10 protein-coding genes and 2 pseudogenes are annotated in these 20260 nt (G+C 68.7%); 1 reads left to right on the top strand and 11 read right to left on the bottom strand.

Translation table 11 applies throughout. The annotated features are described in order from the left end of the window. Nucleotide 1 precedes the first annotated feature (1 nt). Nucleotides 2-616 (top strand): pyridoxal 5'-phosphate synthase glutaminase subunit PdxT, encoded by a 615-nt coding sequence (gene pdxT, locus IPG50_15165; GenBank protein ID MBK6693526.1) that lies wholly within the window; start codon nt 2-4, stop codon nt 614-616. Here pdxT and IPG50_15160 read toward each other — a convergent pair. From IPG50_15160 to IPG50_15110, 11 genes and pseudogenes are all read right to left on the bottom strand, one after another. Then, on the bottom strand, nt 559-4200 hold the full coding sequence (locus IPG50_15160) for an AgmX/PglI C-terminal domain-containing protein (GenBank protein MBK6693525.1): 3642 nt from the start codon (nt 4198-4200) through the stop codon (nt 559-561). The two genes, pdxT and IPG50_15160, sit on opposite strands and share 58 nt — an antisense overlap. Before the next feature lie 162 nt (nt 4201-4362). After that, nucleotides 4363-6876 carry an SUMF1/EgtB/PvdO family nonheme iron enzyme gene (locus IPG50_15155; protein ID MBK6693524.1) on the bottom strand — a complete coding sequence of 838 codons (2514 nt, stop codon included), beginning with the start codon at nt 6874-6876 and terminating at the stop codon, nt 4363-4365. A 172-nt stretch (nt 6877-7048) separates the two neighbouring features. Next, nucleotides 7049-8990 (bottom strand): annotated as a pseudogene (locus IPG50_15150) (ABC-F family ATP-binding cassette domain-containing protein). After that, nucleotides 8987-10099, bottom strand: coding sequence for a GNAT family N-acetyltransferase (locus tag IPG50_15145; protein MBK6693523.1), 1113 nt, complete (start codon nt 10097-10099; stop codon nt 8987-8989). The pseudogene IPG50_15150 and the gene IPG50_15145 overlap by 4 nt, the downstream one beginning before the upstream one ends. A gap of 117 nt (nt 10100-10216) precedes the next feature. Next, a complete protein-coding gene (locus tag IPG50_15140) occupies nt 10217-11383 on the bottom strand; it encodes a hypothetical protein (protein MBK6693522.1) in 1167 nt (388 codons plus the stop codon). Next, a pseudogene (locus IPG50_15135) lies at nt 11380-12770 on the bottom strand (hypothetical protein). The gene IPG50_15140 and the pseudogene IPG50_15135 overlap by 4 nt, the downstream one beginning before the upstream one ends. A 292-nt stretch (nt 12771-13062) precedes the next feature. Continuing rightward, nucleotides 13063-14013: a hypothetical protein gene (locus IPG50_15130; protein ID MBK6693521.1), complete on the bottom strand. Its 951-nt coding sequence runs from the start codon at nt 14011-14013 to the stop codon at nt 13063-13065. 185 nt (nt 14014-14198) lie between these two features. Beyond that, the gene (locus tag IPG50_15125; protein ID MBK6693520.1) at nt 14199-14486 is read right to left on the bottom strand and encodes a winged helix-turn-helix transcriptional regulator; all 288 of its coding nucleotides are present in this window, start codon (nt 14484-14486) and stop codon (nt 14199-14201) included. A 182-nt stretch (nt 14487-14668) separates the two neighbouring features. Further along, entirely contained in the window at nt 14669-15352 is a 684-nt protein-coding gene (locus IPG50_15120) for a hypothetical protein (protein ID MBK6693519.1), read from the bottom strand. 286 nt (nt 15353-15638) lie between these two features. Next, nucleotides 15639-17303, bottom strand: coding sequence for a PAS domain-containing protein (locus IPG50_15115; GenBank protein MBK6693518.1), 1665 nt, complete (start codon nt 17301-17303; stop codon nt 15639-15641). Between the two features lie 113 nt (nt 17304-17416). After that, nucleotides 17417-20020, bottom strand: a complete 2604-nt coding sequence (locus tag IPG50_15110) for a hypothetical protein (protein MBK6693517.1) — start codon at nt 20018-20020, stop codon at nt 17417-17419. Nucleotides 20021-20260 lie beyond the last annotated feature (240 nt).

Here is a 20260-nt window from a genome sequence, read left to right as displayed (position 1 = left end):
GATGGCCCGTGGAAAGCCCGTCGTCGTCTTGGCGGTTCAAGGCGCCTTCGAACGTCATGCGCGGATGCTTCGGTCGTTGGGGCACGAGGTTCGCCTCGCCCGTCGCGCGGATGACCTTGCCGACGCGGCGGGGCTGGTCCTCCCCGGTGGCGAGAGCACGGTGCAACTCGACCTCATCGCGCGCTTCGATCTCGAAGGCCCAATTCGCTCGCGGGTGTCCGCGGGCGTTCCGGTCCTCGCGACTTGTGCAGGCTTGATCCTCGCGGCCGAGCGCGTGTTAGGCCCGCAGCAGCGAAGCTTCGGCGTCCTCGACGTCACCGTGACGCGAAACGGCTGGGGTCGGCAGCTCGACAGCTTCGAGGCGATGAGCGACGCGGGAAGGAGCCTCGTGCTGATTCGCGCGCCGCGCATCACGTCGGTCGGGCCCCGCGCCCAGGTCGTGGACCGGCTCGCCGGTGAGCCGATCCTCGTCCGCCAAGGCGCCGTTTGGGGCGCCACGTTTCATCCCGAGCTGACCGACGACGCCTCGCTCCACGCGAAGGTCTTCGGGGCGTCCGCTCACTTGGCGTCGACCACGCCTAGATCGAGGAAGGCGCGATCGACCATGACGACGTAGGGGCGCTCCTCAAAGGTGAGCCCCCCCTTGCCGTCGTGGTCGATGATCTCGAGCTTGCCCATGCCGTAGCCCATGGGGCCGCGCGAGTAGTAGTGCGCTTGGAGCTTGTACGGGCCCGCCCGCTGTCCGACGGGGCGTCTCACGGTGAAACACTCGGGCCCGTACCCGGTCGTGACGTCGGCGTAGAGCTCGCCGCCGCTCGGCAGCGACTTGGCGCCGTAATAGGCGTGCCCGCCGCGCGAGTCCATGATGTGAAAGTCGACGTCGTTGGCGTCGGTCTCCCAGTTGAGGACGAAGCGCAAGGACGCGCCCGTCTCCAACGTGGCGCGAACCTCCGCGAGCTGCGCCATGATCTCGGCGCGCTTGCTCGGATCCTTTGCAAGCCACGCGGCAGCGATGAGACCGAGGTCCTCGCGGAGGATTCGGTCGACACCGGCGAAGCGGCCCGACGGGTAGCTGCGCCGGGCGCCGGACAGCGCAGCGTCGAAGGCGCCGGGGTGATCGCCGCGCTTGAGGCGCGCGAACGCCAAGAGCCGGTGACTCGCAGGATGATCGGGCCGTTGCAAGACGGCCTTCTCGTAGGTGTCGACGGCGAGGGCCATGGCCTCCCCGAAGGGCTCGACCTTTCCGTCGCGCCTTGAGGTGACTCGTTCGAGGCGTTCGCCAGCAAAACGCCGGAGGTCGGCGCGCGATGCGAAGAGGTCGATGAGCGAGCCGTAGGCGCGTGCCGCTTCCGTCGTGTCGGCGAGACCTTCGTAGGTTTCGCCGAGGGCGATCAGCGCGAGGACGTCGGCGGGGTCGGCCTTGCGCCACTCCAGGGCGATGGGGAGAGCCGCCTTCGCGCCTTGCGACGCGATGGTGGTCATCACCGTCTTGAACTTCCCGGTGTAGGGCGCGACGGTGTTCGCGTTCCAGTTGTTGGGCGACGCTGCCGAGGGCGTCGCCGCCTCACCGCCGCCGGGGCTGAAGCTGATTGGGAATACGACCGTCACCACGCCGCCTTCCGGCTGAGGAAATGACAGGTTCGTGAATGACCGCACGACGCACGACACGACCGACGCGTCGGGAAGGTCGGAGCCGCCATCGCTCGTCGTCAGGACAGCGCCCGACTTGTCGATCACGAACCGCGTGACGACGCGTCCTTCGAGCGCGGGGTTGGCGCGAAGCCCATTTTCGTAGCAAAGGCGAAAGCGACCGAAGTTCTGCCGGACGATGCGTTGAACGACCTCCGGTGGCAGGGCGCCGTTCACGGTCGTGACGCCCATTCGGACCAAGGGGACCTGCGTGCGGTGGCTGCCGCCGAGCCGGCCCGAGCCGGAGCCGAAGCCCTGTCCCGTGCCCACGCCAGCGCCGTGACCGATGGTGCCGATGTTGCCGAGACCGATCCCCTCTCCGCGGCCGCCGCCGCCTTCGCCCGCGCCCGACAGGCCGAGGCCGCCGGCGCCGAAGGACTCCTGTTCGGCCGCCGGCCCGCCTCGGGGAGCGGGCCGTGCCGCGCGATCCGCGAGGGGCTCGGCGGCCATAGCGGGGGCGGGGCTTGCGGCCGGAGGAGCGCCGGGCGCTTGCGCCGGTGCTGGTGGTGGCGTTGCCGCTGCGGTCGCCGTCGCCGCGCCCGACGTCGGCGCCTCCGGGTCTCGGTTGTCGCTCGGACCGCGAACGCCGAAGCGCTGCGCCCCAGGCGCGCGCGGGTTTCCCATGGCGCCTTCTTCGGCCTTCGCCCGCGTCCCCGAGCCGCCCTCCTTGTTGTCCGAATTCCGAGCGAGCTCCTGCTTGTCTTCGTCGGCGTTTCGATCGAACGGCCACGAGCGGTGCTTGAGCTTGAGCGTGCCCGAGTCCATCGTCAGGATGTCCTTCAAGGCCTTGCGATCGATCTTGAAGCGCGCGTAGTCGGCCTCGGTCTCGAGGACCAAGAGGGCCGTGTACGGGGAGAGCACGCGGTGGTTGATGGAGAGGTCCAAGATCTCTTTGGTGCGCTCCGGCGAAGGTTCGCGACTCTGCGCTTCGACGAGGCTCTGAATCTTCGCCTGCACCCAGGCGCGCTCAAGGAGCGGCACTTCCGCCGTCGCGAGCTCGGGCATGGCGAGGGGCTTGCCCGCCGACAGGCTGAAGGCTTGCCCTTCGGGAACGTCGGCATAGACGAGCACTTCGTCTCCCGCCTGAACCCCTTCCATGCGCTTGGGCCAGAACCATCGGGCACCGGGCACGTCGATGGGCACCTCCGAGAGCGTGCGCTCCGTGAGGCGCCGCATCGCGTTGGCCACGCCGAGCGAGCCGTCGATGACCATGCCGTCCTTCGCGAAGGAGCCGGCGACGAGGCGCTTCATCATGACGCGATCGCGGATCCCGCCCACGGCCACCGCGTCGACGCGGACGATGCCGGCGGCCTTCAGCTTGCTCAGCACCGCGGCGAAGGCTTCGCCCTCCGTCGGGCCCGCCGTCGCGACGCCGTCGCCCACGAGGATGACGCGCGTGGCCTTCGCCTTGGCTGCTTCGTCCGTGGCCCAGGTGAGCGCGCCTGCCAGGTTCGACGCCCCGAGCGGCATGCGCTCCCGGAGTACGGTCGCTTCCTTGTCGCCGAACTCGCGGGCCTTGCCCGCAAAGATCGGGACCACGGTCTGATCGAAGGCCGCTACCCGCAAGGTCGCGTCAGCGCGCTCACCGAGGCTTCGGAGCAAGCTCGCGACGAGGCGTACTTGCTCTTCGTAACCCAGCGCGCGTGACGCGCTCGTGTCGACGAGCACGATGGCGCTCTCGATGGGGTCTTTCTCCTGGCTGGCGATGGCGTCGGCCTTGACCTTCGCGAGCACCATGTTGCGTGCGCGGAGGCCCAGGCCCTTGCTCGCGAGGCGCTCGTCGAGCACGAAGTCGCCATCGGGGAGGAACCGTCGCTGCGAGAACGTCTGCACCGGCTGCGGGAAGCCGTCTTGCGTGACGCTGATCGACACGAGACCGAGCTCCGGCAGCCCGCGCAGCGGGAGCGAGTAGCGTGCGCCGCCGCTGACCTCTTGCGAATACGAGAGGATGATCTCCTTGGTGCCTCGCGGCGGGATCGGAAAGACGCGCGCCGAGAACTCGTTGCCCGCGGCCTGCTCCAAGAGGGCCGGGTCCTGCTTCCGGTGAAGGAAGTCTTCGTAGGCGACGCGCGCCGCTTGCTTCTCGACGACCTCTCCTTCCTGCCACCGGTTGTCGATCTTCATGGCAAAGCGGCTCACGCTGGCGCCCTCCGGCAGCGTGATGCGGAAGGTGCCCTCGAGCTGCCTGGCTTGGGGGTTCTGGAACGTCAGTCGCAGCTCGGTGAAGGCCAGCGGATCTTGCACCTCGGCGCGCGCCACCATGCTCGTGAGCGTGAGGCCCGTGCCGTCGGACGCGGTGAGGCTAAGCGGCGCGGAGCGAGGTCGCTCCACGATGGGCGTGTCGATGGGGCCGACGACTTGGGTGTTCGTCAGCTTCGTGGTCGTGACCGGCGCGCGATTGGCGCGCTCGACGAACCCCGCCGGCGCGCGCGGCTCTTGGACACCTTTCCAGACCATGGCGCCCATGAAGACGACCGCAACCGAGACCACCACCGTCGACGTCCTGTCCATGTTTCCGTTTCCTCGCAGCGTTCAGACACGCCCCATTGGCGAAGTTCCCGGAAAAGGGCGGCAGAGTTCCCGGAAAAGGGAGCAGACCCGCAAGAACGCTCCCGCGGAAGGGAAAAGCGCACGGCTTCGCGCCCGAATTCCGTCCCGGGTGGACGCCGTGTTCTAACGCGCCAGCGTCTTCGCGAGGCGAAACCCGAGCGCAGTGCCGCGCGCCAACGCTTGAAGGGGACCCCTTGAGGCGCCGCGGCACCATTGCGCGTCGATCATCCAGGCGCCGCCGCGCGCTTGGCGCAGCGAAGAATCGCCGCGCGTGACGAGCGCGCCCGGCTCGGGCTCGCGCAGCAGTTCTTCCGCGGAGGGGCCACCGTGAAAGTCGGCGACCCATTCGCGCACGCCGCCGGCGAGATCGCGCACGCCGTAACACGACACGTCGCGCGGGAATGCGCCGACGGGCTCCGGCTGCTGCACGACGGCGCGCGAGTCGCGCATCTTGCAGAAGGTCGCGTCGAACTCGTTGCCCCACGGGAAGGCGCGGCCATCGACACCGCGCGCGGCCTTCTCCCACTCGGCCTCCGTCGGTAGGCGCACTCGCGTGTTGTCTCGCTGGCTCCGCCACGCGGCGTAAGCGACGGCGTCGTACCAATCGACGAGCAAGACCGGCAGTCGACGAAGGTCGCGCGTCCCGTTGGGCAAGAGGGTGCGTCCTTCGCCCTCGACGAGGCTCTCCTCGGGCTCCCACAAACCGCCCGGCCCGCGGCGCACGACAAAGCCTTCCGAGCCCCGCTTGTCGCGGGGCGCACGTTTCTCGGCGAGCGCCGGGGACCTCGCTTCGAGCGCGTCCAAGAACTCGCAATACTCGCCGAAGGTCACGGGGAGCTCGGCGATGGCGTAGTCGTCGACGAGGCACTCCTCGGAGGGGAGGCTATCCATCGCCTGGGGATCGCCGCCGAGCATCGTCAGGCCTTGCGGCACGTAGATGAAGCCGGTCCCGAGATCGCGTGGGCGCACCAAGCGCACCGTTGTCGCGTGGGTCGCGCCGCGGCGCAGCACCACCGGGTAACGCGCGGCTTCGAAGCCGTCGGCCGACAGCGTGAGCAGGTAGGAGCCCGGTGGCAGCTCGGTGCGGACCGGTGTCTTGCCGAGGCTGATGGCGCCCTTCGCGATGAGCGTGCGGTCCTCGTCCACGAACCGCTCGAGGACGACGGTCGCGCCCGCCGGCAGTGAATGGAGCACGAGCTGCGAGGGCGCCGTTAGCTGACGTGCCAGCTCGCCGTGGTCGTGCTCGTGCACGCGAGCCTCATGGTGCGCTTGGTCGCCGCGCTTCTGCTCACGCTCTGCGCGCCGGGCCAGCGTCCAATGGAGTCGCGCGAGGCCGCGGTGCGCGTCGCCCGCGTTTTGGTCGTACCCCAGCGCCTGCGTGTACATCTCGAGGGCGCGCGCGAGCGCGAGGTTCGCCTCGACATCGGCCTCCCGCGCTTCGCGTTCGAGGCCCCAAGCGACGCGCTTTTTGTCGACCGACTCCCACGGTTTGAGCGGCGCGAGGGCTCGCCGCGCCGCTTGCTCGAGCTCCTTCTGCCGCCGGCCCAGCCGCTCGAACTCCGTCGCCCATTGGAGCGCTTCCTCCGCGAGCCGACTCGCCTCCCGGGCACGGCGCTCGACCTCGCGAGCACCCTCGAGAAAGTCATCGAGTCGCTCGACGGTCTCGCGCGCCGAGGGCCTCGTCCTCGGATCTTTGTCGAGCAGGGCGAAGGCCAGCTCGTCGAGCAAGAGCGGGCAATCGTGCGCGAGGGCGCGCGGTCGTGGCGGCACATGCCTCAGCGTTCGCGACAACGTCTCGGTGACCGACTGGCCGTCGAAGGGAGCGACGCCGGTTAGTACCTCGTAGAGGATGACGCCGACGGCGAAGAGATCGGCGGCGCGATCGGCGATGCCTTCTGGCGCGATCAATTCGGGCGCGATGTAGCCGGGCGTTCCGCGGAGCGCGCGGCGCTCCGTCTCTCCGTCGGTCTCGGCGAAGGCCAGCTCCCAATCGGCGAGGTAGACCTCACCGAAGTCACCCACCAGGATGTTCTCGGGCTTGACGTCGCCGTGCACGAGCCCGCGCGAGTGTGCGTAGTCGAGGGCGCGGCTGACGCCGACCAGGGCGCTCGTGAGGCGTCTCACGGGCCACCGCGTGCCTTCGCTGCCGACCTGCATGATCTGCCGCAAGGAGCGGTTCTTGACGAGCCGCATGGCGTAGAAGGGCGCGCCGTCGCGCGTCGTGCCGCTGTCATAGACGGGCACGATGTTCGGGTGCTCGAGGCCGGCCGTGAGGCGCGCCTCGCGACGAAAGCGCGTCATGGCAGCCGCGTCGGCGTCGCGGACAAGCTTCAGCGCGACAACGCGCTTCATCGTGTGGTCGTAGGCCGCAACGACCGTCGCCGATGAGCCGGCACCAAGCGACGTTTGGAGGTCGTATCGCTCCGGGCCAGGCTCGCTCTCCGGCGCGGCGTCGGCAGAGCCGGAGTCGGAAGGTGCCGCAGCGAGCGTGGCGCCCGTCACGAGGTCCGCGCTGGGCCCCGGCCCGCACAGCTCAAGAACGAGCGCATCACCGTCTTCGCCGGCGGCCAAGCGCTCCGCGGCCGACCATAGCGTGGCCAGCGTGATCTCTCCGCGCGCGGCGGCGTCGGTGAGCACTTGCCGCGCCGAGGCGTTGTCGAACCTTCGTGAAATGGGATCCGTTGCCTGGGGGCGCTCTCGTAAACCTGACGGATCGCGTGCTCCGCGCCCACCCATGTGAGCAGCCGCCCTTCGATTTTGTGACGAAGGGTAGGTTCCCCTCGCCCCATTCAGCTCACGCGGGTCCGGGTCACGCGGTGGCCTCGGCGATCTCCTTCTCAAGCAGCTCCCACTCTTCCAAGAGTCCTTCGATCTTGGTGCCGAGCGCCCGATCTTCAGCCTCGAGCGCTTGCACCTCCGCCGCCGGGGTCTTCTCGTAGTACCCGGGCTTGCACCACTCGGCCGCGATGGCGGCCTTGCGGGCCTCCGCGACGTCGATGGCTTTGAGCACCTCGTCGCGGCGCGCCGGAAGCTGCTTCAAGCGGTTCGCCCGTCGCTTCTTCTCCTCCCAGGAGACAGCCGCGTCGTCGGCTTTGGTGGCGCTCGTCTCGCGGTCCTTCTTCGCACGCAGCACCACCGCGTCGGCGTCGAGGTGGTCGTCGCCGGCACGTGCCAGGTATTCGTCGTACGTACCCGGGAAGTCCTTGAACCCTTGCGGCGTCACCTCGAGGATGCGGGTCGCCAGCCGTGCGACGAAGGCTCGATCGTGCGAAACGAAGAGCAGGGTTCCGTCCTCGAAGGTCTCGAGCGCGGTGGCGAGTGCGTCGATGGCCTCCATGTCGAGGTGGTTCGTCGGCTCGTCGAGGACGAGCACGTTGGGCTTCTGCACGATGATTCGACAGAACACGAGGCGAGCGGCCTCGCCGCCCGAGAGCGAGCCAACCTTCTTCTCGACGTCGGCGCCAGAGAAGAGGACGCGTCCCAGCTCGCCACGTACGTAGGCCGTCTCGGCTTTCGGGATCGTGTTCCACACCACGTCGAGGGGCGTCTCGTCGGGATCCACCAGCGCCTCGTGATGATCCTGCGCGAAGTACCCGACGCGAGCTTCGTGTCCCCACTTCACCGAGCCCGCGTCGGGGCTCAGATTGCCCGTCACGATCTTGAGGAGCGTCGACTTGCCGAGCCCGTTTTGGCCAATGACCGCCACGCGCTCGCCGCGCCGCACCATGAGCGACACGTTGGCGAGGACCTTCTTTTCGCCATAGGCCTTCGAGATGGCCGTGACCTCGAGGACGTCGCGGCCGCTCTTTCGCTCCGCCTCGAAGCGGAACTTCGGCGCGCGCCTTGATGAGGCCTCGAGGGTGTCGACCTCGATCTTTTCGATCTGCTTGAGGCGGCTCTGCGCCTGGCTCGCTTTGGTGGCCTTCGCGCCGAAGCGCTCGACCCAGGCGCGCTTCTCGGCGACGGTGGCCTCGGCGCGGGCGATCTCCGCCTCCTTGCGCTCGCGAACGGCCGCCTTCTCGCGAACGAAGTTGGAGTAGTTGCCCGGGTAAAGGGTCACGGTGCCGTAGTCGACGTCGAGGACGTGCGTGGCCACGTTGTCGAGGAAGCGCTGATCGTGGGGAGATGACGACGGCGCAGCCCTGGTAGCTCGCGAGGAACTTTTCGAGCCAGCGAATCGACAGGATGTCGAGGTGGTTGGTGGGCTCGTCGAGTAGGAGCACGTCGGGACCGCCGAGGAGGACCTGCGCCAGGAGAACGCGCAGCTTGAAGCCGCCCGACAGCGTCGCGAGCGGCATGCGGTGCGCGGCGACGGGAATGCCGAGGCCGTCGAGGATGGCGCTGGCGCGGGCCTCGAGGGTGTAGCCGTCATGGGCGCGGATCAGGTCCTCGAGCTCCACGAGCCTCGCGGCGGCGGCGGTGTCATCGGCGCCGAGGCCGCGGGCAAGCTCGCGCTGCGCGGCGAAGGCCGCCGTCACGCGCTCGTCGCCGGCCATGGCGATGTCGAGGATGAGCTCGTCGTCGGAGAGGAAGCGGTCTTGCCGGAGTACGCCGACGCGAGCGTCCTTCTGCATCGTGACGCTGCCGTCGGTCGGTGGCTGATCGCCGGCCAAGATCTCCATCAGTGTGGTCTTGCCGGAGCCGTTGGCGCCCACGAGGCCGTAGCGTGAGCCGGCGTTGAGCTTCAGGCTCACGTCCGCGAAGAGCGTGCGTGCGCCGTAGGACTTTTCGAGGCCTTGGATACCGATCATCGGAGGTTCTTGCGGAGCGATTGTAAGAGGAGTGTGGCCCGCGCGGCTCGCCCTACGAGTTGGCCTCGGAGGGAAGGCGAGGGAGCAGAGACGTTGACCACAGGGCGCGCCTTTCCGCCACACAGCAGGGTGCGTTCGCGGGTGACGCCGTTTTGGAACTCGAAGTGCGTTTGCCCAAGGGCGATGGCCCGTCGCACCATCGCGACGTGCAGCATGGTCTCGAGTCCTTCTAGCGACGACGTCGCTGTCGCGTAAACGAACGTGCCGCCGCCCGTTCGCCACGCGAGCCCCACGGCCACCGCGGCGCCGTCGATGGAGATGCGCGTTCGAGCGAGGCGCTCCTCGGATGCGAGCTCGGCGAGGGCGGCGTCGTGAAAGGCTCGAAAGCGGTTCTGCGGGCCTGGTTGGAAGCGACCGTCGCCGAGGCGCGCGAAGTCGTTCTGCAACGAACGAAGCTCGACGTCGTCGTCGTGTTCGACCTTCGCGGGGCTCACGCCAGAAGGCGCCGAGCCCTCACCGTCCAGTCGCCTCGCCGCTTGCTCAACGCGCGCGCGCCCTTCTGGGGATAGCGTCGCGACGAAGTCCTCCCACGTCGGCGGGAGCGAGGCCTTGGGGCATTGCCCGCGCGGGGTTTCGCGAACGGCGAGGCCATGGGCGGCCAGCGCCTCTTCCAGCGCAACTGTGCCGCGCGCCGCGCCGTCCATCTGGGCGAAGTGCAGCTCGTCCCACGCGGCGGCGCAGCGGACAAGCTCGGCCGCGAACGCGTCGGCGGCCCGCTCTTCGCAGCCCTTCGCGAACACCGGGCCCACGCAGTCGCCGTTGAGCTCGTCCGCTTCGGGCTCGCCGGTGCCGAGAAGTTCGAGGCGGCGCCGCGGCACCGCTCGGACAACGAGGCGCCGCTCCGACATCGCCAGCACGCCGATGAGCTCCGCACCGTCGAGGGCGAAGAGAACGCGCAGCGAGCGCCCTTCGCCGAAGGTCTTCCACCACGTCAGGGCCCAGGTAGGAGACGAGGGAATCGGCGCCGCCCGGGCGAGGTCTCGCCAAGCGGGGAGCAGCGACCCGAGCTCGCCGAGCGCGGTGGCCGTTTTGGTCAAGAAGATCGACATCGGACGTGTGAGCCCAAGGCCTTGTACACCAAGGGCAGCCGGGGCCCATGCCCGACGTTGGCGGGAGGTCGCCGACACCCGTTGGACGCCGCCCGACGACGTTCGCCTGATGACCGATCAGAGCGAGTGTTCGCTCGCCCGTTGACGCGCCGCCGCGAGGACGCTCGCCTTGAGCAGGTAGCCAAAGCCCGCGTTCACGAGCCGCTTGATGAGCTCGTCTTTTGTGGTGCGGAGCGCTCGCGCCGCGAGGTCGAGCTCCCAGCCGGCCGCCGCCAGCTGCTCCAAGAGGTGACCGCGGCGCACCTGCGCCGCCGAGAGCCGGAACGTCTTCATGTACTCAAGCGTCCCATCTTCGCGGACGATGCGTTCGCCGATGTGGCAGTCGCGCTCCGGGTCGAACTGAGGCGCGAAGCGCTCCAACCGGAAGGGCCCCATGGTGCGAACGCGCTCGACGCGAACGGGGTGCTCGAAGAGGCCCGTCGTGAGGAGCTTCGCGTAGTCGGTCCACGCGTCGCGAGCGCGAGCGACCTCACGGCGCAGGTCGAGGACCGTCTTGATGCGCGCGCCGTCGAGGCGCGTCTCGAGGCGCGGCGTGTCGGGGTAGAGGAGCGCGTATTCGTAGACGAGGTGGCCGAAGAAGTCCTCGATGAGCGAGCGGTGAAGTCGCTTGTAGTCGCCGGGATGAGAGACGACGAAGACGCTCGCCAGGGCGTCGGCGACGAAGACCATCGTGCCCACCTGGTTCTCGGCCACCTCAAAGACGCGGAGCGCCTCTTCGAAGCCCGAGAGCCGGGAGCCGCGGACGCTGCGTTCAACGCGCGGATCGAGACCAAAGCGCAACGCGGTCTCGGAATATTCGCGCCACGCGATGTCGGGTCCGCCGAACTGCAGCGCCAAAAAACCTTCCATCGCGAGGTGCAGCGGCAGAATGCGGAGCTCGGAGGTCGCGCCCGAGCGCTCCGCCTTCACCATGCGGTGAAGGAGGTTCACGCATCGGCACGACTGCTTGTCGGAGCCCAGCGTCGCGCCGAAGGTCGCTTCCGTACCGTCCTTCGTGTGCGCGATCACAAAGCCGTGGGGAACGTACGAGGTGTACGCGAGGCTCGGCGCGGCGCGTTCGCCCGCTAGCGTCACGACCGCCGGCGCATCCGCGTAGCTCCGCGTTCGGATGCGTAGATCGCCGGGAGCGCCGTCGCGCAGCAGAGGAATGAGGCGAAACGCGCCGAGCGTTTGCGCCGAGCCGATGCGAAGCCCCGCGAGGGTCAGCTGTTCGAGCGTCTTCATGGCGAGGCCTCGTGCATCTTTCGGTCCGCCGCCAAGAAGCGCTCGGTGCGCTCGTCGAGGTGCGCCACGAGGTCGCTCAAGGAGGCGCGCGCCTCGGCGAAGCTCGCGAGGGCCACCGCCGTAGGCAGATCCTCGGCGGCGCGAATCCCCATGGTCACGGCGCCCACGCCCAGTGCCTTCGGCGCGAAGCTCTCGGCGTCGAAGACGGGGTTTAGGTGCACACACAGGGGCGCGGCGCGAAGGTTCTTCTGGGCGAGCTCGAGCACCTGCGCGGCGACGCCCGGCGGATCGTTGTCGAAGCCGTCGGAGACGAGAATCAGGAGCTCGGGCGCCCAATCGAGGGCGTCCAGGATCGGGGTCGCGAGGTCTGTCGCGCCGCGCGCGTCAACCAGGACTTCGTCGGCCGTGGGCGCGGTCCAGAAGGCGCGGTACTCGCGGGACGCCTCGCGCAAGAAATACGAGACGGCGAGGGCCACGGCGAGGGGGCGGCGCCGCTTCTCGTTAGAGCCCGACGACGAGTAGCTTCGGTCGAGGACGCACGCGACCTTACCGAATCGCGAGGCGGTGCGCGAGACGGCGCGGCGCGTGGAAAGGAGCAGCGCTTCGTGGAGCGAAGCTCGCTGCTCCTCGCGATCGTCACGCGAGAGGATGAAGCTCGCGAGCTTCGTCGGCGAGAGGCGCGCTTCGTCGATGGCGTAGGCCTTTCCCAGCGCTTCGCGACTCGCGTCTTGAAGGCGCAGCCGCTCGTTCGCCGTGAGGCGCGGCTCGATGCGCCGCAAGAACACGTCGCGCGGCACCTGGTGCTTCGCGGCGAGGCCTTCGGCAATCGAAAACGGGAGGTCGTAGAGCTTGCTCTCGGCGAAGTGCGCTTGGCGGAACGACTCCAAGAGTGGCGTCTGGTACACGCGCTCGCGCCAGCCGTTCTGAAAGAACGGCGCAAGCTCGCCGCCGAGGCCGACGTGGGCGTGGTGCGCGGCGCGTCGGAAGGCGCGGCGGTACTTTACGGCGCGAAAGTCTCGCTGCTCGGGCGACGCCAAGAACGCGGCGATGATGGCGCGCGTGCGCCGGTTGTTGACGCGGCGCTTCGCGAGGGACTCCAAGAGGTGCATCGCCCGATGCACGGGGAGGCGCGCGAGGGCGCGCGCGTCACGAGCGCGTTCTCGAGGGAGCGCTCGGAAGGCGTGGTCGACTTTCCCGTCGAAAGGAGGTTCGAAACGATGAGCGCCTGGTTGAAGTCGTTCACGCCGAGGGTCAGCGTGCGCGCGTAGAGCGAGCGATAGTTTCCGAGGACGTAGCGGTGCAAGAAGTCGATGGACACGGCCTGGCCGCGGCCGTCGGAGTAGAACTCGCGCTGTCCGGTGCACGCGAAACACGCGCTCACGAACATGAGCAGGTCTTCGCGCTCGACGCGCTCCTGGGCGGACTGACAGGGACCGACGATCACGGGGGCTCCTTGAGAGCACCGCCCGGGGAGGAGTAGCGCGACGAGCTAGTTCAGCTTCAGAGGCTGTGTTCGGAAGTCGCGCCGAAGTCCCACGGGCGGCACGGCCACGCTATCGCAAGCGGCGAGCCAGGGCGGCGGGACGCGTGCCTGGGGCGGATCGACCGGTCCGCTCCCGCAGCTCCTTGGACGAATCGATACGGACTATCCGGACGTATCGGGCCCAGGAGGGGCCGCTTCAGGGCGCCATGATGCGGCCGGGGGCCTTCTTGACGCCGCCGCCCACGCTGGTCCCTTGCTCCGTGTGGCAGGCGTTGCAGTCGCCGTTGGTCTGCGCGTCCTTCATGACGGACTCTTTGCCGCCGCGAACGACCTTCGCCTTGTAGGGCAGGGCGATCTTGCCCGAGAGGCCGAGCGGCGTCGCGTGGCTGAAGTTGCCGGCCGCGTTGACCGGCAGTTCGAAGACCTGCCCATCAGCGCCGGTGATCACGACCTTGGTGCCGCCCGCGACGCCGTAGCAGTCGTCGGGCTCGTGGCCCGTCGGGTAGACGGTGCCGGCCATGTCGAAGGACGCCTTGAAGAGCGTCTTGATGTTCTTCTGGTGGCAGGCGATGCACGCCTTGCCGGGATGCATCTCCGCTGAGCCCTTGTCGGCTTGCTTCCACAGCTTGTTCGAGGAGCAGACGGTGGCCGTCGCGTACGGGTCGTTGGCGGGCGGCGGCGGGGGAGGGGCTCCGGCGCCGCAGCTCTCCTTTGGCGCGCCGGCCTTGACCCAATTTTCGACCAAAGCGAGTTCGGGCGCGGTGACCGGGCCTTCCTTGGCGTCGGCGGGAGGCATCGGATCCTCCGCGTCCTTGATGCGCGCGAGGACCTCGTCATAGACCTTCTTCTTGGCGTCGCCGGGCAGCGGCTTGACCAAGTCGGCGTAGCCGAGCAGCGAGACGATGGCGCCGCTCGTGGGCTTCTTGCCGTGGCAGCTCTGGCAACGCTCCGCCAAGAACTGCCCCATCTCGCACGAGAGGTCGGAGCCTTTCACGGTCGTCGATTCGGGCGGGGATGCCGCCGCCGTGGCAGCGCCTGGGCCTGTGCCGGCGCCGTCCGCCGCCAGGTCGGTGCCGCCATAACAAGCGACCACCAATCCGAAAGTGAGCGGTGCAACGAGGGTCCAAGCGGTGAAACGAGATGCCATGGTCTGCTCCGTCAGTGCCCCCTCACGCGACGTGCTTCTCGCAGATTTGGCCGCACGACGCCAGGCCCATAGCCAAGTCGGTTTTGTCCATGAAGCGCGAAGGCGGCCGAAAGGCGTGTTTTACCGCCCTGATGGCGGCACCCCGAGCACGTCTCACGCACATCTCTCGCTCTCGCTGCGCGGCCTCACTCGTCGGTGGCGTCTTCGTCGTGCTCGGGGCCGTGCGCCTCGTCGGCGTGGTCGAGGGCGCTCTTGATGAGCGCCGCGACGTGGTCATCCAAGAGTGCATAGTACATGTGCTTGCCCGCGCGCCGTCGCTTGACGAGGCGCTCGGCCCGTAAGAGCCGAAGCTGCTGCGACACCGTCGAGAGGCCCACGCCGGCGGCGTCGGCCAGCTCGGAGACGCACCACTCGCCGTCCGAGAGTCGCGCGAGAAGTCTCAGGCGCGCTTCGTCGCCGAGGGCGCGAAAGATGGCGCTCGCCCTTTCGACGGCGTGGTCCGAGACTTTGGCTGCGAGACGCCGCGCGTCGTGTTCGTGTTCGCCCGGGGGGCAGGCGTCATGCTCGTGCGCCATGGCGAAGGAACCATCGCACGAGGGCGCGGCCGCCACCATCGAATCTCAGACGCGCCCGCGGCGGCTCCCGAGCCGCGCCGCTACGCGGTGCGCACCGGCGCGTCGGTCTCGTTGCCTTCCCCCGCGACTTCCGCCGCGGCGTCGCCGCCGCCCGTTTCACGGATGTGGCTCGGCCGGCCGCGGTCCTGGCACCGGGCGCAGGCCCGCTCGGCACCGTCGAAGTTCACTTCGTCGCAGGCCCCGCAAACGAGGAGGTCCGTCGTGTAGGCATCGGAGCGGAGCAAGTAGTCCACTGCGAAGAGCGACATGAGCCTCGCCTCGAGGCGCAGCCGCGGCCGATCGGCGGGAACCCAGACGAGGCTGCGCGGCCCTTGTGCCGACGCGATGGCCCGGTCGCGCATGGCCTCGGCGATGGGCGCCGTTTCGCCGCGCGCGAGCTCCGCGAGGGCGGACGTCGCCGCGACGGCGACGAGCTCGATGAGTCCCTCGACGGCTCCGGCGCGGATGGGAGCGTGCGCCGTCCCTGACGGGAGCACGAGGAGGATGCCGCTGGCGTCTTCCGCCATCGGCGCGCAGATGGGCCGGTACGAGCCCACGAGCCATGCGGCGAGCTCCAACTTGCCCCAGCCGCCGCGGGCGCCCTCAAGAAAGGCGAGCCCAGCCTCGCGGCACGCGTCGGCGATGGTCGTGGCCTCGACGTTCGGCGCGAGCTCCGGCACCGGCCCGTCGAAGAGCACGAGATTCGACGCTGGGGAGGCGCGCATGCTGGTGCAGGATGCAAGGGCGGTGCTGAGTGGCCCCGTTGGAACTTGCCGCTCCCGCGGTTTTTGCGGGGAATTCGAGGCAAAAGTCGGCGCCGGCGGCCCCGAATCTTCCCGCGTCCTTGGCCCAGTCTCGTTGGCACATCGGCGCATCACTGGTCAACGCGCGCGCAAATGCGATGGACGCGGTTCGATCCGGGGACAAGGCCTCGGGTGGGGGCTGGCCTGTGGGGCTTCGCCCTCTGCCGGCCGCGCGCCGCGAGCGGCGCCGAGACGGGCGCTCGCGGGCCTACGTGGCGCTACCGCGTCGCCGCAAGAGCTCGAGCTCGGCGCCGGCGGGGAGCTTCATTTCGAAGCGCGCGCCGAGTCGGCCGTGGGCCTTCGGGTCGACGAAGCTGAGCTGACCGCCTTGCGCTTCCACGAGGGTGCGCGCAGTCACGAGCCCTAAGCCCAAGCCCATGACCTTGGTCGTCAAGAGCGGCTCGAAGAGGCGCCCTTCGACTTCCGTCGGCAAGCCGGCGCCATCGTCCTCGACGGAGAGGGTCACCCAAGGGTCGCTCTCTTCTGTCGCGATCGTCAGGTTGCCTCCGTCGGGCATCGCGTCGATGGCGTTGCGCACGAGCACGTGCACCGCCTCTTGAAGCTGCGCCGGGTCGACCGCCGCTTGGCTTGCGCCGACGCGATCGTGGACCGTGATGTTGGGCGGCAAGACCACGCTCGCGAGCGCCTGCGCGACGAGGTCGCGTAGCGACGTCGCCTGCCGCACCGGGACGCGGACCCGCGCGTAGTCGAGGAGCCCCGAGATGATGTCGTTGGCACGGCGGATCTCCTCGTGGATGATCTCGACGGCCTGCGCGAGCTGCTGCTCCGGGCTCAAGCGCGGCACGCCGTCGGGGCCTAGCTCCCCGAGCAGCGGCGACGAGCGACGCGCCCCGGGCACGACGCTCGGCAACAGGACGCCGGCTAGAGGGAGCGCGCGTTCGAGCACATACGTGGCGTTCTTGATGGCGGCGAGCGGGTTACGAATCTGGTGGGCCACGCCGCCGGCGAGCTGACCCAAGACGGCGAGCCGTTCTTTGCGCACCGAGAGGTCGCGAGCGCGCTCCAGATCACGGGTGCGCTCGTCAACGCGCCGCTCGAGGTCCTCCTTCGCCTGCAAGAGCGTCCCTTTGGCGCGCTTTCGGTCCGTGATGTCTCGCGCGATGCCCGTCGTGCCGATCACCTCTCCGTTGTGATCGACGACGGGAGCCTTGATGGTCTCGAGGGTCACCTCGGCGCCGTCGGCCATGATGAGAGGCTCTTCGATGCGCAAGGTCGAGCGCTGGACGATGACCTGCCGATCGTCGGCCCGGTAGCGCTCGGCGAGGGCCGCGGGGAAGAGGTCGAGATCGGTGAGGCCGATGAGCGTCCGCGGCTCTCGCCCAACGGCGCGCGCGAGCGCGTCGTTGACGGCGACGAAGCGACTGTCCCGATCCTTGAGCCACGCCATGTCGGGGAGGTTGTCGAGGATCGCCTGGAGGTACGTCTCTCGCTGCTGGAGCTCGCTCCGGGCGCGCTCGTGTTCGGTGACGTCTCGGTAGACGGCGAGCGCGCCGATGGTGGTGCCCGCCTCGTCGACGAGCCGGTGGCCCTCGACGAAGAGCCGTACCCCTCCGGGGATCGCTGCGTTCTTTACGACGAGGTTCTTGGTGAGCGGGGGAGCGTCACCGCGGAGCGCTCGGAGCAACGGGATCTCGTGCGGATCGACGGGCGTCACGCCGTCGGGTTCGAAGACTCCATAGCGCACGGCCCAATCGCCGGGCGGGCCCTCCACGACGCCGAGCCCGACGATGCGCGCGCCCGCTGGGTTCATGTAGAGGAGTTCACCGGCCGGATTGGCGATGGCGATGCCGTCTTGCAGGTGCTCCAGCGTGAGCCAAGCCAAGGCAGGTTCGATGTGGCGCGGAGCGGTCACGGCGTTTCCCCCGAGCCATCGTACACAGGTCGCGCGCGGGCCCGAGCGCACAAAAGCGCTGCGGCGCTCCCCCGTGAGGAAGAGCGCCGCGGCTCGTGGTGTCGTGGGTTACTTCAGCGATCGTTTCGGATCGTGATGGTCCACTGGTTGAAGTGGGCTCCGCCGGTGCCGCAGGCGCTGCACAGGCCGTAGGCCCGCTCGTCGCGTGAGGCGTTGGCGCTCGCCGGGTCGATGACCGGCGCCGCGCTCGTCGCCACCTGACCGACGTCGGTCATCGTGGCCGAGATGAGGCCCGCCGTGGCGCGGCTGACGTCAGCGCTCTGGACGTTCGCGAAGTCCCAGGTGCCGTCTTCCTTCTGCGAAACGACCGGGCACTTCATGGTCGGCGCGTCGGGGCTTCCGATGGTGCAGACCTTGGTGAGGTCGAAGGTGTAGACGGCATCCGCCGCAGCGCCGCTGGCAACGGCGCGCACGTCACTGACTTCCGCCTTCGACGGGTCGAGGACGATGGCGCGCTTCGGAGCGCAGGTGCCGTGGCGCTGCTGCGACGCGGCGACCTTGTTCATGGCCGTGCAGGCGGCGTCGTAGTCACGAACGCTCAGGCCCGAGAGGCCAGCGGCGCGGACCTCGCGAGAGAGGACCGTGTCGGGGACAGCGCTGAAGAGTTGCTCCACGAAGGGCGTGTAACCCTCCTTGTAGAACTCCGGCGTGTGGAGGAGGAACTTCACGTCGCTCATCTCGTGGCTCGTCGCGCGGAGCGTGAGCTTCGTGCCCTTGCCGAGGAAGGCCTGCGTCGGTGCCGGCGGGCGGAACGTCGAGGCGTCGAAGCGACGGTGCGTGCGCTCGCCGCCGTTGCCGATGGCGTAGTGCGGGTAGGTGCTCGAGTCGGCGCCGCCTTCGCTGAACTGGTCCATGCCGGTGCCTTCGGCGCCGCAGGCGTCGCCGGCGGTGCCGTCGGCCGGAGAGAGCAGCTCGCAGCTGATGACGGTGCCGACGTAGACGAGCTCGCCCTTGCTCTCGGTCCGGGAATCGAAGCCGCCGGGAACCCAGACGCGGTCTTCCGACGTGTCCATCCAGGCGCGCGGCGGCCAGAACCGGTTCGTCACGTGAGCGACTTCGAGGGCGCGGAGGATCTGCGACGCCGTCATCTTCGCGGGGTCGATGGTGATCCATTTGTCGGGGTCCGTCGCTTGGCCTTGGGGCACCGCCGCGTTGTGGTCCGCGATGAGCTGCGCCATCGGGATGACTTGGCCGTTCTTGGCCTTGATCGACTGGGCGTTGATGAACGCCGTGTTGGCGGCGGCCGCGGCGGCGGTGTCGCCGTTCTTCATCGCCGTGGCGAAGGCTAACGTGGCGCCGTAGGAATCGCCCCAAGCTTTAAGGTTCTCGGGCGCGGTTACCTGCGCGGGGGCTTGCGCCGGCTCGCCTACGCGGGCCTCGGGCTTGCTGTCGCCGTCGCTCCACTGAACGTTGTAGAGACCTTGCGCGAGCTGCGCCTGTGCGCTGGAGGGATCGGGCTGCCCCGCCTGCGGGTGGCCGGCCGGGAAGCGTGACGGCTTCGCGGCGATGGCGGCGCGCTTCTCCGGCGGCAGCTCGCCGTAGGTGTTGTCGAGCCACGCCGTGGCGAGCTCGCCGGTCGTGTAGGGTTCGGCGAAGAGCTTGCCGCGGCTCTCGAGAGAGGCAACCTCGACACCCGCGAGCTTCGCCGGAGCGAGGACGCACTTGTCTTCGTTGCCCGTCGTGCAGTCCGAGGGGCTGAAGGTTTCGCCGGTCTCCTGGCGCTTGTATTCCTTGGTCAACGCACCCGGCTTGAGGGTGTGATTCGTTCCAAGGTTGAGGTTCAAGAACGCGAGGCCTGAGCAATACACTTCCGCCGACTCGTTGCCGGCGAGCAAGCGCGTGGCGAACTTCTCGCGAAGGTCCTTCTTCGTCTGCACCTGAAGGTCGAAGAAGTCGGCGAAGGGCGAGAGGTCGTCGTTCAAGAAGGCCCAGTTGCGGCCCGCCATGGCGTAGGCCTCCGCCTTCTTGGCGTCCATGTCCTTGGGCTGGTACCGGAACACGTGGAACGGCATGTTGCGGCTCGGCGGGTAGTTGTACCGAGGGCCGTAGTTGTTCGGGTTGTCGATGTGGTGGACGAACTCTTTGCCGTTGAGCGGGCTCTTGTAGTCGTAGTGCATCGCCACGTGGCTCACGCGGCGATCCATCAGGTTTCGCATGCTCGTCTGCTCGGGGTGGAAGAAGGCGAGCGCGTCGCCGTTCTTCAGCCACTTGCGGAGGTGCGTCTGGTTGAGCGGATCGGTGTTCTTGAGCAGGGGAATGATGTTGAGACCCTTGCCCTTGGGGCCCACGATCTTGCCGTCGGCGGTCTTGATGAGCGGCGTCTCGCGGTCGTTCGGGTAGGGCTTGCGGAAGGTCGGCGCGTCGGCGGTTCCTTCGGGGCCGAACCGCAACGCCTGGTCCCAAAGCGCGGGCTTCGCAGCGCAGGCTTCGGCGCTGTCTTCCGGTTTGCAGATGCCGTACTCCTGGGCCGTCAGGCCGAAGAAGAGCTTCGAGGAGCGGCCGTAGCCGCCTTGGTTGGTGGGCAACGTCACCTTCGCCATGTCGACGACCCACTTGCCCGAGAGATCCGTGAGCGCGTCGTCTGAGGTGTCCTCTTCCGTCGTCGACGAACAGCCCATCGCGCTGCACGCGACGACGCTCATTGCAGACAGGCCCATCAAAGCTCGCATCCAGTTCATGGCATCCTCGGGGTCCGACACCTGCGGAGTTAGGTGTGGGGGGGTATCGGACTGACTCCCTCCTCAGCACTCCTTGTGCCAAGGGGTCGGTCGGGCGATTCCCGGGACTTGGAGTCCTCGGCCCAGGGGCGGTGGGGCCTTGGGATGGACAATCGACGATCCGACGTCTTGTCAGCTTTCCCGTTTCGTCCCGCGCGGTTGCGAGTCCTGCGAGTTCTC

This window comes from Myxococcales bacterium (genome assembly GCA_016703425.1).
GTDB lineage: Bacteria > Myxococcota_A > Polyangia > Polyangiales > Polyangiaceae > JADJCA01.
The sequence above is the reverse complement of the archived record's forward strand: the minus strand, read 5'-3'. Positions and strand labels throughout refer to the sequence as shown.

Bases quoted from the DNA above. Each gene is read 5' to 3' on its own strand.
- pdxT (MBK6693526.1), top strand. From the start codon at position 2: ATGGCCCGTGGAAAGCCCGTCGTCGTCTTGGCGGTTCAAGGCGCCTTC.
- IPG50_15160 (MBK6693525.1), bottom strand. From the start codon at position 4,200: ATGGACAGGACGTCGACGGTGGTGGTCTCGGTTGCGGTCGTCTTCATG.
- IPG50_15145 (MBK6693523.1), bottom strand. From the start codon at position 10,099: ATGTCGATCTTCTTGACCAAAACGGCCACCGCGCTCGGCGAGCTCGGG.
- IPG50_15140 (MBK6693522.1), bottom strand. From the start codon at position 11,383: ATGAAGACGCTCGAACAGCTGACCCTCGCGGGGCTTCGCATCGGCTCG.
- IPG50_15130 (MBK6693521.1), bottom strand. From the start codon at position 14,013: ATGGCATCTCGTTTCACCGCTTGGACCCTCGTTGCACCGCTCACTTTC.
- IPG50_15120 (MBK6693519.1), bottom strand. From the start codon at position 15,352: ATGCGCGCCTCCCCAGCGTCGAATCTCGTGCTCTTCGACGGGCCGGTG.
- IPG50_15110 (MBK6693517.1), bottom strand. From the start codon at position 20,020: ATGGGCCTGTCTGCAATGAGCGTCGTCGCGTGCAGCGCGATGGGCTGT.